The organism is Sphingobacteriaceae bacterium GW460-11-11-14-LB5 (genome assembly GCA_002151545.1).
GTDB lineage: Bacteria > Bacteroidota > Bacteroidia > Sphingobacteriales > Sphingobacteriaceae > Pedobacter.
Window position 1 is genome coordinate 470,236 of sequence record CP021237.1, and the last position, 14,764, is coordinate 484,999.

Annotated in this window: 7 protein-coding genes and 1 pseudogene; 7 read left to right on the forward strand and 1 reads right to left on the reverse strand. The window is 41.6% G+C overall.

Going from position 1 to position 14,764, the window contains the following annotated elements; all coding sequences use genetic code 11:
* The first annotated feature begins 282 nt into the window (after positions 1 to 282).
* The 3 genes from CA265_01885 to CA265_01895 all read left to right on the forward strand — a co-directional run bounded on the left by CA265_01885 (position 283) and on the right by CA265_01895 (position 2,589).
* Positions 283 to 1,257, forward strand: a complete 975-nt coding sequence (locus tag CA265_01885; GenBank protein ARS38499.1) for a hypothetical protein — start codon at positions 283 to 285, stop codon at positions 1,255 to 1,257.
* Positions 1,258 to 1,445: 188 nt separating this feature from the next.
* Complete coding sequence (locus tag CA265_01890; GenBank protein ID ARS38500.1) at positions 1,446 to 2,099, forward strand: hypothetical protein; 654 nt, start codon at positions 1,446 to 1,448, stop codon at positions 2,097 to 2,099.
* Positions 2,100 to 2,208: 109 nt separating this feature from the next.
* Positions 2,209 to 2,589, forward strand: coding sequence for a hypothetical protein (locus CA265_01895; GenBank protein ARS38501.1), 381 nt, complete (start codon positions 2,209 to 2,211; stop codon positions 2,587 to 2,589).
* Between the two features lies 1 nt (position 2,590).
* Here the strand turns inward: CA265_01895 and CA265_01900 are convergent, their stop codons facing one another.
* A complete protein-coding gene (locus CA265_01900; GenBank protein ID ARS38502.1) occupies positions 2,591 to 2,794 on the reverse strand; it encodes a hypothetical protein in 204 nt (67 codons plus the stop codon).
* Positions 2,795 to 3,608: 814 nt separating this feature from the next.
* Between CA265_01900 and CA265_01905 the strand changes: the two genes are divergently transcribed.
* The 4 genes and pseudogenes from CA265_01905 (at position 3,609) to CA265_01920 (ending at position 14,737) form a co-directional block, all read left to right on the forward strand.
* Positions 3,609 to 6,044 (forward strand): hypothetical protein, encoded by a 2,436-nt coding sequence (locus CA265_01905; protein ARS38503.1) that lies wholly within the window; start codon positions 3,609 to 3,611, stop codon positions 6,042 to 6,044.
* A gap of 47 nt (positions 6,045 to 6,091) precedes the next feature.
* Positions 6,092 to 9,022, forward strand: coding sequence for a hypothetical protein (locus tag CA265_01910; GenBank protein ARS38504.1), 2,931 nt, complete (start codon positions 6,092 to 6,094; stop codon positions 9,020 to 9,022).
* Between the two features lie 428 nt (positions 9,023 to 9,450).
* The gene (locus CA265_01915) at positions 9,451 to 12,720 is read left to right on the forward strand and encodes a SusC/RagA family protein (GenBank protein ARS42857.1); all 3,270 of its coding nucleotides are present in this window, start codon (positions 9,451 to 9,453) and stop codon (positions 12,718 to 12,720) included.
* 11 nt (positions 12,721 to 12,731) lie between these two features.
* Positions 12,732 to 14,737, forward strand: a pseudogene (locus tag CA265_01920) (RagB/SusD family nutrient uptake outer membrane protein).
* Positions 14,738 to 14,764: the final 27 nt, after the last annotated feature.

The following is a 14,764-nucleotide window of genomic DNA, read 5'->3' on the forward strand; positions in this document are numbered from 1 at the left end:
TTCTTCACATAAACAGGGCCCTTGCAGATCAATTTGCAAGGGCTTTTGTTTTTAAAATTATTTTCAACACATACACCTTTTGCGCTTGGTGTCAACTCTGCTTTTTTACAAAGTCTTATTATTATTGTAGTGCAGTATATCTTGTAACGATACTGTTCAGCAGCCAAAAGGCACTTGCGCTTAAAACAAATAAGTCCTACCTTACTGGCAATTTACCTTGGTCTGTAACGTAGTGGTGGTCTTGGGTATAAAACATCAATTCATTATAAATCAAATTACAATATGAGAAAAGAAATCTTTTCGTTTGGTATAAGCTGCCTGCTCCTTGCTGCACCGTCTCTAAAAACATCAGCTGCAACAGTTACTAAAACTGATCACCTTCAATTGGCGGTTGAGCCTGCAGCACTGATCGGCCGTTGGGACATTACAGTCGATATCAACGGAAAACCGGCACCAGCATGGCTGGAAGTAAAACTGTCTGGTTATAAAACCTTAGTAGGATATTTTGTATCTACTGCCGGTAGTGCGCGTCCGGTAGCGGAAGTAAAGTTCGACAATGGAAAGTTTAGGTTCGAAATCCCGCCACAATGGGAAAACGGGTCATCGAATTTAATTATCGAGGGCACGGTAGCCGATGCAGGGATCCAGGGGACAATGACCAATTGCGATGGTAAACAATATAGCTGGAAAGGTGTTAAGGCACCTTACCTGAAAAGGACTACTGCACCAACCTGGGGCAAACCTGTTAATTTGTTCAATGGTAAAGACCTGTCAGGATGGAAAGCCAGCGGACAAAATCAATGGGTCGTAAAAAATGGCATTTTAACCAGTCCGAAAGCAGGTTCAAACCTCGTTACCGAAGAAAAGTATAATGATTTTAAGCTCCATGTCGAATTCAAATATGCTAAAGGAGGAAATAGCGGGGTATACTTAAGGGGCCGCTACGAGGTGCAGATTGAGGATAGCAAAAAAGATGCACACCCTAACAGCGTACTTTTTGGTGGTATTTACGGTTTTTTAACGGCCAATGAAATGGTTACCCTCGGCCCCGGCGAATGGCAAAGTTACGATATTACCCTCGTGGGACGTCTGGTAACTGTGGTAGCCAACGGCAAAACCATCATCAGTAACCAGGAAATTCCGGGCATAACGGGTGGCGCGCTGGATAGTAATGAAGGTGAGCCCGGACCTATTTACCTTCAGGGAGATCACGAACCGATTGAATACCGGAAAATCGTGATTACACCCGCAAAATAATGATGTACATTTCATCATGTTAGATGCTACTATCTGGCATGATGAACATTCAGTTATCATTTAATAAATTGTTTGATCAAGTTTTTTATTAAGTCCAAATAAAAAAATACAAATACAGGCAAACGTACATTATCATACTATGTTTCTACTGAAAATAACTTATCTACAGTGCTAAATAGTTGGCAAAAATGTATAAAAAGAAAATTTATTTGATTATAGCTTTTTTTGTTGTAATCATTTCTCTCCTCAATATAAAAGATTTTTACACGAAAATAGCCGTTCCGGTAGATGGTGCTAAACCGATCATCAATTGGAATCAGAAAAGTTTTTGGTATTACCCTTGGGGAGAATTAGGTAGCCACCGGGGCATTGATATTTTTGGCGAGTTGGATGCGCCAATTTTAAGCCCAGTCAGCGGTATCGTCATCAAAAGTGGGTTTAGTACCAATGGCGGTAATTATAATTATTTAGATCAAAAAGATTCTATCTCCATAATTGAAGAATCATTGCATCATATTTTAGGTAAAAAAGTTTTACCAAAGGAATATTATAATCAACCTTTGCAAATTATCATACCTGAAAATTTACAGCATACCGAAATCTTTATAGATGGAAAGAAGTGTATTCTTTTGCCCATAAATACAGATGTGAAACAGCTCATGAAAGGGATGGATATTTTTAAACCAATTACATTGGTAGAATTGGGGGATTTGAAATTAGATAATAAACTCATTTTTATTGAACTAATTTTCAGAGCCACTGGACATAATTTTTTATTAGAACTTAAAAAAGATAAAAGTGGAAGGTTCAAAATTATAAATGTACGTGAAAGAACAATATAAAATATAATGACCTTATTAATCTATTGGATTCGACCAATGTTTTTAATACTTACAAAAAGCGATGATAATAGCTTAAATACTCACCATAGAAAGAAATTGATTTAAAAAGATGAAAAATAGAATAATTTTTGTGGTAAATATTGTTTTTGTGCTTTTTCTTAGTAATTGTGCTATAAACAGAAATAATTATTCAGTAAGTAAATTCAAAACAACTTCTAATAAAATTATCATTACCGGATTAGTTTCAGATGGAAAAAGCAAAATAAGCTTGGGCGGCTCTGGAATTCAATCAACAAACTATGAGTTGTTAGGTAAGAGTGATTATCTAAGTGGAAAATATAAAATTGAGGTATCGAAAGGTACTTATATTTTTCGTGCAGTTGCAATCGGATATAATCAATTATCAACTAGAAAAATTACTATTGTCGAAGGAGATTCTTTAGTCATAAACTTTAGGTTAAAGGAATCACTTCAACAAACTGTAGATTAAACTATCTGAAACCAATCAAATACCGGAAAATCGTGATTACACCCGCAAAATAATGATCTAATTTTAGAGGCCTGGAAAAACCCAGGCCTTTTTTATGACCAAAGTTTCCAGTTTTCATGAGCTGGCCTGTAACTTTGAATGGTAAGCAATAAATAACATTAAATTTATAGCTAACGCTGTTTATTTGAGATTGAAAGATCTCCATTGCAAAAACTACTTTAGAATAAATGCTTAAAATAATTTTGTTATTCTATTATTAGTTATTAAATTAGTTTCTACGATTGCATAATCTATTAAATCCCTTTAATGGTAATGGCAATCTTTCTTTATCAGGTATTTCAACCTGAATCACATCCCAACTGAGGACGGAAGTCCAATCATCCCACATTTATATTGCTTTGGCCAGTGGGCCCGGAGCATGCTGTTTTTATATTTTATTATGCCGTAGCTGACCGAATGTTGGCTGTAGCAAATAATTTGTAGTAAACTGACAATTGATCGTGGAAGCCAGGAATTATTCCTGTTGCTTTCGCATTTGATAAGGTCAGCGTAGAAATTGATGCTGAAACTGTAGAAATCAATGCTGGAAAACTGATACAGGTGCGCGCATAGCGCATACCTGGCGGCTGGAAATTCGATGGAGCAACAGCGCATAAGCGTGATTAACAAAAGATAACCATTTATAAACCTTTATATAAAAATAGAATGATGACTCAGAAAGATGAAAATACTTAGCCCTGGCGATCATAACACTTCTAAAAATTCAGGCAAACAGACCTGCTTGAACCAAACAAGACCATTACCGAGATCCAATAATGTGAAAAAATTACGGCCTGACTGGCTGTAAACTGCTGGTTATAGCCTGATGTATTGTATGTGCCTCAATTCCTTTAAAGGACAGGAATACAATGCGATCAGTTGTTTTGCCAGTTGCTAAGAGATTTAGGTTACCAAACGAATTTCATCCAAATCTTATACGCTGCCAGTCAGTCCTCCTGAAAATATTAAAACATATAAAAATGAAAAATTACATTGCTGTACTGGCAATATTTATTCCATCACTAACTTTTGCGCAGGACAACCTGAAGCTTTGGTACAAGCAACCTGCCAAAGAATTTACAGAAGCTTTGCCGCTAGGCAATGGCAGGCTTGGTGCTATGGTATATGGCGGGGTAAAGCATGAATTGATCCAGTTGAATGAAGCTACTTTATGGTCGGGCGGCCCTATGCGTACCAATATGAACCCGGGAGCTTACGCCAACCTGCTGCTGGCACGCGAGGCCCTCTTGAAGAATGAGGATTATGCGGCGGGAGATCAATTAGCCAGAAACATGCAGGGCAATTACAGCGACTCCTATTTCCCTTTGGGCAATCTTTCCATCACGCAGGATCTCCCTGACAACGATCCATCTGCCTATTACCGCGACCTGGATATCAAAAATGCCATAACGACCACCAGGTTCACTATCGGTGGAATAACTTATACCCGGCAAATGATCAGCTCAGCACCCGACCAGGTAATGGTGATCCGCTTTACGGCAAGCAGGCCAGGCGCCCTAGGTTTTAAGCTGGCCACCAGCAATGTATTAAAGCACCAAAACGTAGCCATCTCCAATAATGGATTAGCCATGAGGGGCAAAGTACCTGCGCATATCCAACCCAATTATATCAATACCAAAAACCCGATTGAGTGGGACGACAGTCTGCATCAACGCGGCATGCGTTATGAACTATTGGTGAAAGCGATAAACAAAGGCGGCTCGGTAAGCACCGATACATCAGGCATCACTGTAAAAAATGCCGATGAGGTGCTGGTTTACCTTTCGGCAGCGACCAGTTTTAACGGCTTCGACAAAAGTCCGGTTACCCAAGGGAAGGACGAGAATAAACTCGCCACAAAGTACCTTGCCAAAGCATTGATGAAAGCATGGCCTGCTTTGCTGAGTGCGCATACAGCAGATTATCATCATTATTTTAACCGGGTAAACTTCAACCTGGCCGTTCCGGCAGATAATTCAAATGCCACGCTACCTACTAACGAACGCCTGATAAAATACACGAATGGTGTACAAGACCCATTGTTCGAAACATTATATTTTCAATACAACAGGTATTTGCTGATATCCTGTTCGCGGCCGGGTGGGATGCCAGCCAATTTACAGGGGATCTGGAACAAGGACCTCCGCCCCGCCTGGAGTGCAAATTATACCACCAACATTAATGTACAGATGAACTACTGGCCCGCAGAGGCAGCCAACCTGTCGGAAATGCAATTACCATTTATTGATTATATAAAAAATGCGGCCGTAACCGGCAAAATAACGGCTACCCAATATTACCATGCACGCGGATGGGCGGTGCATCACAACAGCGATATCTGGGCCATATCTAACCCGGTGGGCGAGGGTACAGGAGATCCAAGGTGGGCTAACTGGGCCATGGGTTCGCCATGGCTGTCGCAGCATTTATGGTGGCATTACCAGTTTACACAAGATAAAAACTACCTGCGCCAAACTGCTTATCCTTTGATGAAAAGTGCAGCACAGTTTTGTATGGACTGGCTGGTGCCTCATCAGGGTTACCTGGTAACGGCCCCCTCGGTATCGCCAGAGAATGCTTATCGTGATCAGAATGGAAAGGAGCAACATGTGTCTATCGCCACCACTATGGATATGTCTATCATCCGGGATCTGTTCACCAACGTTATTAGCGCTTCTAATATATTAGGTTATGATAAGGCTTTCCGCGATAGCATTATAGCTAAACAGGCTTTGCTTTATCCGCTGCACATCGGCAAAAAAGGCAATTTGCAGGAATGGTATAAAGATTATGAGGATATCGAACGGCAACACCGCCATGTATCGCACCTGTTTGGATTATTTCCCGGAGCCGAGATATCGCCTGTTAAAACACCCGAATTTACGGCAGCAGCCAAAAAAGCACTGGAGTTAAGAGGCGATGGCGGTACAGGCTGGAGCCTGGCCTGGAAGATTAACTTTTGGGCACGGTTGCTGGATGGTAACCACGCTTATAAAATGATACGTGCGGTGATACACCACATCAGCGGAGAAGGTGGATCCTATCCTAACCTGTTTGATTCATGTCCGCCATTCCAGATAGATGGCAACTTTGGCAGCTTATCCGGTATGTGCGAAATGCTGTTGCAGAGCCAGTCGGATGAGATTAATATGCTGCCCGCCCTGCCCGATGCCTGGGCTGAAGGCAATATTAGCGGACTAAAAGCGCGTGGCAATTTCACGGTGGATATGGATTGGAAAAATAAGCGGCTCGTGAGCGCTTCTGTATTATCAGGAGCGGGCGGCGCATGCCGAATCCGTACGGCCAACCCTGTTAAAGTTGCGGGTATTGCGGCCAAATCAACAAAAACTGCAAATGGCTATATCACTACGTTCACTTCAAAGAAAGGGCTAAACTATCGCATTACAGCAATTTAATTTGAATTAAAATAGATAAAAAACCATCACCTGCAACAGTTGACCAAATGTTATTTTCTCATACCATGAAAAGAAGTACAATGTTTAATTTCTGCAAGCGCATGCCTGTATTTACTTTGTTGTTTTTCAACTTAAGTGTAGCTGTTGAGCTGTATGCACAGGCACCTCTCACTCAAAAATCTTCTGCTGATATTTCGAACAAATTATCCTTAGCAGGAAATTGGCGGGTATTACTCGATCCGATGGATGAAGGAAAAAAAGCCATGTGGTTTTCAAAAGATATTGACACTATCCGTATAGAAAAATCCCTGGCAGAACGGTTTATCAAATATCATGGAGCAATTACACTCCCCGGATCACTTGAACAGGGCGGTTATGGAGAGCCTATAGGACAAGAGAATTTTAGCTTATTTGAACATAAACTCCCGGGTCCGCTGGCAAGATTAAACAGAACCCGTCGCTACACCGGTAAAGCCTGGTACCAGCGGTCGATAGTTGTTCCCGAATCGTGGAAAGGCAGCCAGTTGTCGGTTTCATTGGAAAGATGTATGTGGAATACCGAGTTATGGGTAGATGGCGCATCCTTTGGTTCACAATCGAGCCTCTTGTCACCTCACGATTATCAACTGGGGCAGTTGACTCCGGGCAGGCATACTATTTCCATCTGTATTGATAATGCAAGAATTTTTAACATAGGGGAATGGAGCCATGCCTATTCCGATGAAGTACAAACCATTTGGAACGGTATCATCGGCCGGATGGAAATGTCTGCACATAAAAGTATGGCTGTTGAAAGTATAAATGTTTATACCAATCCTGATCTAAAACAATTTGAGGTACATGTAAAAGCGCATAACTCGCTTGACAAAGGAGTAAACGCCAATATTGAACTGCGTATTTCAGGTTCTAAATCAAAGGATATCATCTATAGCATAAATCTTCAGCCACATTTAAAGAGCGGGGATACTACACTAAAAGTTGTTGTGCCCATCGCAAAGGGCTTTAAGTTATGGGATGAATTTCATCCGAATCTGTATATGGTGCAGGTCAGTCTGGCAGCAAAAAATATCAGGTGTGTGAGCACGCAGTTATTCGGCTTACGGTCATTTGAAACCAGGGGCGGCAATTTCGTGATCAATAAACAGCCTGTTTTTTTAAGGGGGACACACGATGAAGGCGCCTTTCCGCTAACCGGTTATCCCTCAACGGATAAAAAAGACTGGATTAGAATTATGGGGATCATCAAAAGTTACGGCTTGAACCATGTAAGGTTCCATTCTTTCACCCCGCCCGACGCAGCCTTTGCAGCGGCAGATGAGCTTGGAATCTATCTTCAATGCGAGCTGCCTTTGTTCAATATCAATGCGCCGCCTATCGGTAAAGATGCCGCCCGCGATCAATTCCTGAAAGATGAACTGAAGAGGATACTGATCACCTACGGAAACCACCCTTCTTTTTGCCTGATGAGCATGGGAAATGAATTAACCGGAGATTACGGGATATTGGATCGGCTGGTGGTTTATGGGAAAGCCATCGACAATAAACGTCATTTATATACCCGCACCACAAACCCAGAAGCTGGGGGTGCTTTAAAGCCGGGCCAGTTTGATCAATACCTTGCGCTTCATGCCGGATTGGAAAATGGAAGGCGGATAATGAAACGAGGCGAAGATGTTTTCGATCGTTCTGTCCCTCAATCATCTTCAGATTACCGAAATGCACTCTCTTACTTAACTATACCCTGCATTTCCCATGAGATAGGACAATGGTGTGTGTACCCTAACTATAATCAAATAAAAGATTATACGGGTATACTCCGTCCATTAAACCTGGAGTGGATGCGACAATCCATGCAGCAAAAAGGCCTGCTGCCATTAAATCAGGCTTTTTCGGCCGCATCGGGTAAGTTCGCCCTGTTACTTTACCGCGAAGAAATAGAACGTTCTTTGCGTACCCCGAATTATGGTGGCTTTCAACTCCTCGATCTGCATGATTATCCTGGACAGGGCACAGCACTTGTTGGGATTCTTGATGTTTTTTGGAAATCAAAAGGCATAATCTCACCTGCTGAATTCAGGCATTTCTGCTCGCCGGTTGTACCACTCTTGCGATTGGAAAAATATGTTTGGCTGAATACTGACACCATAAAGAGTGTGGTAGATTTTGCGAACTATTCAATGGAAAATATTACCCTCAAGCCCTATTATGTAGTTCTTGATCAGCAAAAGAAAATAATCGGACAAGGGCAGTTGCAAAACAAGCCCATTCTATCGGGTGGGTTAACACGGGTTGGAGCCGTTCATTATTCGCTAACAGGTGTAAAAAAAGCACAGCAACTAACCATTCAGATTCGTACCTCAAATGCAACAATTGTTAACGAATGGAATATTTGGGTTTATCCTTCAGATCAATCAGTATCGGTAACGGGTTTATCGGTAACCAGGCGGTTGGATGCTGCAGCCATGAAGCGTCTTGAAGATGGCCAAACGGTAGTTTTATTGCATCCTGAACTAAAACAGGCACAGGCAATACGATTCCCGACGCCGTTTTGGAATGTACTTCTTTTTTCAGCTCAACCTAAAACCTATGGGATATATTGTAAGCCTAAAAATCCTGTTTTTAATTATTTCCCAACCGCAGATCATTCCGAATGGCAATGGTGGAATTTAACCCATGCCGATGGCAGGACAGACAGTTTTAGTAATGGTGCAATGGTACTGGATGAACTTCCCCATGAGCTAAATCCATTGGTTTACGTGATTGACGATCCTACATTAAACAATAAACTGGCCCTTTTATTTGAGTGTAAGGTTAAGAAAGGCAAATTAATCGTCTGCTCACTCGATTTGCAAGGCAGACTTAAGCAGGATATTGTAGCCAAACAACTTTACAAAAGTATAATGATGTATGCACAGTCAGCGGCATTTAATCCCCCGGTGACCTTAACTAAAGCACAACTGGATTTAATATTGAAATGACAAGCGCTTTGCTAAACAGCTAATAAACAACTAACACAAATGAGTTGAAACACCAAAGGGATGTTGGGCAGCAGCAGTTTGAGAAGTTCTGAATGTTGCCCTCTCCCCTAGGTTGGGTAGGCCTGAGTGACTTATTTATAAACCAAGAATAAACCAAATAATAATAAACTAAAAATTAATGTATGGAGAAAAAATACAACAGACATGAAAAAGTGAGTCCGTTACAGGGTTAGCTCCGCAGGCCTTGAAAATCTTTCGTTTTTCCTGAAAAAATAGGTGACAAATAGCCTGAATGACGCTGTTGTATGCTGTTTTCAGGTTCTGAAAAGGCCTTAATTAAAAAAAATGATTACTGATTAAAAAAATTAATTATGAAAAAAAAATCTCAGACCGCACTCTTTTTTAGTGTTGTGGTTATAAATACTTTCATGGTATTTTTATATGGTGGTGCAGAAGCACGTGCGCCGATCCATATTGATGCTTTTCGAAATACTTTGGGATCTTATAGCCCTGGTGTATTGGATCATTCAAAAATGATCAGTCGGGAAATCCCAAAAGACAAAATAATCACCGGTAAAGTTACCGATGATAAAGCAAATCCACTTCCTGGAGTGGGGGTAACGCAGCGTGGCACAGGGAAGGGTACAGTTACCAATACAGATGGCAGCTATTCATTAACCGTATCGGGAGATGATGCGGTGCTCGTATTTTCCTATATGGGCTTTGATACACAAGAAATCCCTGTAGGTGGTCGAACAGTGATTGATGTGAAGATGCAATCAGATAACCGGGTACTTAATGAAGTGGTGGTGGTAGGATTTGGTACCCAGAAAAAAGTAAATTTGACTGGCGCCGTTGGAACCGTTAGTGGTAAGCAACTGGAAAACCGGCCCGTTATTAATGCCTTACAATCATTGCAGGGCATTGTACCGGGATTGAATATTACGCAATCAAACGGTGCATTTAATACACCGCCGTCTATCGATATTCGTGGAACCGGTAGTATTAGCTCGGCTTCGAGTGCAGCGCCGCTGGTTTTGATCGACGGTATGGATGGATCATTAACCGCACTTAACCCCGCAGATATAGATAATATATCCGTTTTGAAGGATGCTTCCGCCTCTTCTATATATGGCTCAAGGGCAGCCTTTGGCGTAATTTTAGTCACTACCAAAAAAGGAAAGATTGGTAAAGTATCAGTGAATTACAATGATAATTTCCGCTTTACGAGCCCTGTTACATTGCCAAAAACGGTCGACTCCTACACCTTTGCGCTGGTTTTTAATGAAGCCAGCAGAAATGGAAATTCTTCGGATATATTTCGGGCAGATCAATTGCTGCGTATACAGGATTATATGAGCGGCAAGATTACTACAGCTATTATTCCTAATCCAAATAACCCATCACAATGGGGTGATGGATACGCGTATGGCAACGATAATATTGATTATTTTAAGGTGGTTTATGCCAATTCTGCCTTTTCACAGGAACATAATTTAAGTTTAACCGGTGGCGATGCGAAAACCACCTATTACTTATCCGGAAACTATCTGGGCCAAAAGGGTTTGCTGGCCTTAAATCAAGATCTGTATAGCCGTTACAGCGTTACCGCCAAGATCAGTACAAAAATTTCTGATCATGTTACGGCTAACTACACTACCCGTAACGTACGCGAACAGATACAGCAGCCCAGTGCATTGGGCGGTGGGCTTTATGAGAGTTTGGCAAGACAAGGCTGGCCAACATTACCACTTTATGATCCCAATGGCTTTTTATTCGAATCTCCCTCATTTGCAGCACCCTTACTAAATGGAGGGTTATATAAACACCAGCAAGATCTGATGGTGCATCAATTGCAGTTAGTGGCAGAGCCAATAAAAGGCTGGAAAACCTTTGGGGAATTTAATTTCCGTACGATGAATTATTTTGATCATACCGATTATCTGCAAAGATATAACCATGATGTAGCGGGCAATGCCATCATTTATTCAACAGGTTCAAGCGTGAATGAAAAAGGATATAAAGAAGATTACCTGGAAAGTAATATTTATAGTTTTTATGAGAAGAATATTAAAAATCATTATTTCAAGATAACCTTAGGTGCACAAACGGAATCTTTCAAGTATCGCGATATATATGCTTCGAGAGATGGAGTTATTGTACCAGAGTCACCCACAATCAATACCACTTCGGGTTTAAGCTACACCGGATTGGTAATTCCTCCAAATGTTAGTGGCCAATATCAGAAATGGGGTACAGCCGGATATTTTGGACGGATCAATTACAGTTATGACAATAAGTATCTGTTCGAAGCAAACTTAAGATACGATGCTTCATCAAGGTTTCGTGAAGACAAACGCTGGGCTTATTTTCCTTCTTTTTCTGCAGGATGGAACGTAGCAAATGAAGATTTCTTTAAAGAGCATGCCAAATTTTTAAATACTTTTAAATTTAGGGCTTCGTACGGCAGTGTAGGCAACCAGAATACAAACCTCTTTTATCCAACCTATATTATCATGCCGGTAGGCACTGCTAATGGCAGTTGGTTAGTGAATGGCATACAGCCCAATACCGCGGGCGCTCCCAGACCTGTAAGTACAACGCTCACCTGGGAAACGGTTAGAACATTAAATTTAGGTATTGACTATGGATTTCTTAATAACCGGCTAACAGGTTCTTTCGATTGGTATAACCGCAAAACTTTAAACATGCTAGGCCCTGCAGTAGAATTGCCGGTGACTTTTGGTATTGAAGTACCTCCCACAAATAACACTGATTTAAAAACAGAAGGCTGGGAGTTAACGGTTGCCTGGGAAGACCGTACAAAGGGTGGACTTGGTTATGGTTTTAACCTTGGTTTATCTGATGATCAAACGACCGTCACCAGGTACCCCAATATTACTGGTACAACTAACACCTATATACCAGGGCAGAAAATCGGAAACATTTATGGTTTCACCACAATAGGAATAGCCAAAACCGAGGCAGAGATGGATGCACACCTGGCTAGCAGCAGCAATGGCCAAAGTTATTTTGGTTCTTCCTGGGGCGCCGGCGATATTATGTATGCCGATTACAACAACGATGGCAAAATAGACGCAGGCAATGGAACAATAGGCAATCTGGGCGATCGGCATGTTATTGGTAATACAACACCACGTTATAAGATTGGATTTAATATGCATTTTGACTACAAGGGTTTTGATATGAGCGCCTTTTTTCAAGGGGTATTAAAACAGGATTTCTGGCCTGGTGGTACTAATATTGACAATTATTATTATTGGGGAATCACGGATAATGTATACTATTCTACAGTTCTTGAAGGAGAGCAACTAGATTATTTCCGTGCTGATCCTAATAACCCTTTAGGCCAAAATTTAGATGCTCATTTTCCGAGACCAGTGTTTGGCACAAATAAAAACCACAATATGCAAACCGCTTATCTACTTAATGGCGCCTATTTGAGGTTGAAGAATCTTCAGCTGGGATATAGTTTATCGCCATCATTAACCAAACGTATCGGCCTGCAAAAATTGCGAGTGTACGTTTCAGGTGATAACCTGTTTACCTTAACCAAAGTTCCGTCCCAGTTTGATCCCGAAACTATAAACGGAGGTGCAAAGGACACGCCCAGAGCGAGAGGAAACGCATATCCGTTAACAAAAGTTATCTCCTTCGGTTTAAATGTTACATTTTAAATAAATAAGAAATGAAGAATTTAAGAAATAAAAACTATGCCTGGTTTATCATCATTGCGTTAGCTGTGTTAATAATTCCATCGTGTAAAAAGAATTTACTTGATGTAACTCCCCCCTCTGATATTACACCGGATGATTATTTAATTGAGGAATCCCAACTGGGCGCTTATGCCATTGCCCGTTATGGTATGCTACCATCGCACGCGCAGGTGGGTAATTATACTTTTGGAACTTTTTCACTTGATCAGGCAACCGACAACCAGGTGGGCACTTCTCAGGACAACAGATTTGCACCTGGTTTAGTGAAAGTTCCTTCAGGTTTGGATGGCAACTGGAACTTTACTGATATATTCCAGTGCAATTACTTCCTTCAAACGGTTATACCGCGTTGGAAAGCCGGAAAAATAACCGGCAGCCAAAACAATATAAACCAGTTCATTGGAGAAATGTATTTTTTACGGGCTTTCGCCTATTTTAGCAAGCTGCGGAATTTAGGCGATTTTCCCATTATAAAGACAATATTTCCCGATGATAGCCAGATATTAACGGAGGCTAGCAAACGCGCGCCACGTTCGGAAGTTGCCCGCTTTATTTTGTCGGACCTTGATTCTGCAGCAATGTTGATGCAGCCTCAGTACAATGCCGCAAAAAACAGACTTTCCAGAAATTGCGCATTACTGCTCAAATCTCGCGTAGCCTTGTACGAAGGCACATGGCTTAAATATTTTAAAGGTACAGCATTTGTGCCAAACGGTCCAAACTGGCCAGGCGCAGCAAAGGCTTATAACGCCAACTACCAGTTTAAATCAGGAAGCATAGACAATGAGATTCAATATTTTCTGGGAGAAGCCATGACCTCGGCAAAAGGAGTTGCTGATGCGGTAACGCTGGTAACAAACACCGGAACCATCGTTTCTCCCAATAATGAAAATCCATATTTTAGCATGTTTGGTGCGCTGGACATGTCGGGTTATAGCGAAGTGCTGTTGTGGCGGCAGGCAACAAACGCTGTAGGGACACATAACGTACCGGTATATGCGCAATTGGGCAACAATGCAATTGGCCTGACGCGCAGTATGGTAGAAAGTTTTCTGATGGCCAATGGATTACCAATTTATGCCCCTGGAAGCGGTTGGGCCGGTGATGACTATATTACCAATCAGCGAACAAACCGTGATGGCCGTTTAAATCTTTTCTTAAAAGAGCCTGGACAGTTAAATGTGTTGATAAACAAAGGCAAAGGGAGTCACGAAACCGATGTTGAACCTACCCCTTTGATATATGCTTCGAACGCAGAACAAAGGTATACTACCGGTTACACCATCAGGAAAGGTATAAGTTATGATGGAGCCCAGGCAAATAATGGTGGAGGTTATACCGGCAGTATTGTTTTTAGGGCTGTTGAAGCTTATCTGAATTATATAGAGGCCTGCTATGAAAAAAACGGATCTTTGGATGCAAGCGCTACAAGTTATTGGCAGAAAATCAGGGCAAGAGCCCAGGTTAACCCTGATTTTAATATCACTATCGCAGCGACCGATATGTCTAAAGAAAAATTAGATTGGGGGGCATATTCGGCCGGTCAGTTAATTTCGCCGACATTATATAATATTCGCCGTGAACGACGTGATGAGCTAATGGCAGAAGGCTTAAGGTACATGGACCTGAGGCGCTGGAGAGCTATGGACCAAATGATTACTACGCCAGCCCATATTGAGGGATTTAAACTATGGGGACCTATGCAGAACTGGTACACCCCTAAGCAAATCGTTTATGGGCTTCAAATAGTGACGCAGTTGTTTCTGACCCCGCATTGAGTGTTTATTTAAGGCCGTTTGAAGTAAAAAGTAATGCCGATTCTTATAAGGGGGTGCGTTGGGCAATGGCACATTATTTAAGCCCTATCGGTATTCAAAATTTTTCCATTACTGCAAACGGCGGAGATTTAGCCTCATCTCCCATTTATCAAAATCCTGGTTGGCCACTTAGCGGGGGGGGCTCTCCAATCGGATATTAAAAAAATCATCATTACATCGGCAAAATG

Bases quoted from the DNA above. Each gene is read 5' to 3' on its own strand.
- CA265_01885 (ARS38499.1), top strand. From the start codon at position 283: ATGAGAAAAGAAATCTTTTCGTTTGGTATAAGCTGCCTGCTCCTTGCT.
- CA265_01890 (ARS38500.1), top strand. From the start codon at position 1,446: ATGTATAAAAAGAAAATTTATTTGATTATAGCTTTTTTTGTTGTAATC.
- CA265_01895 (ARS38501.1), top strand. From the start codon at position 2,209: ATGAAAAATAGAATAATTTTTGTGGTAAATATTGTTTTTGTGCTTTTT.
- CA265_01900 (ARS38502.1), bottom strand. From the start codon at position 2,794: ATGGAGATCTTTCAATCTCAAATAAACAGCGTTAGCTATAAATTTAAT.
- CA265_01905 (ARS38503.1), top strand. From the start codon at position 3,609: ATGAAAAATTACATTGCTGTACTGGCAATATTTATTCCATCACTAACT.
- CA265_01910 (ARS38504.1), top strand. From the start codon at position 6,092: ATGTTATTTTCTCATACCATGAAAAGAAGTACAATGTTTAATTTCTGC.
- CA265_01915 (ARS42857.1), top strand. From the start codon at position 9,451: ATGGTATTTTTATATGGTGGTGCAGAAGCACGTGCGCCGATCCATATT.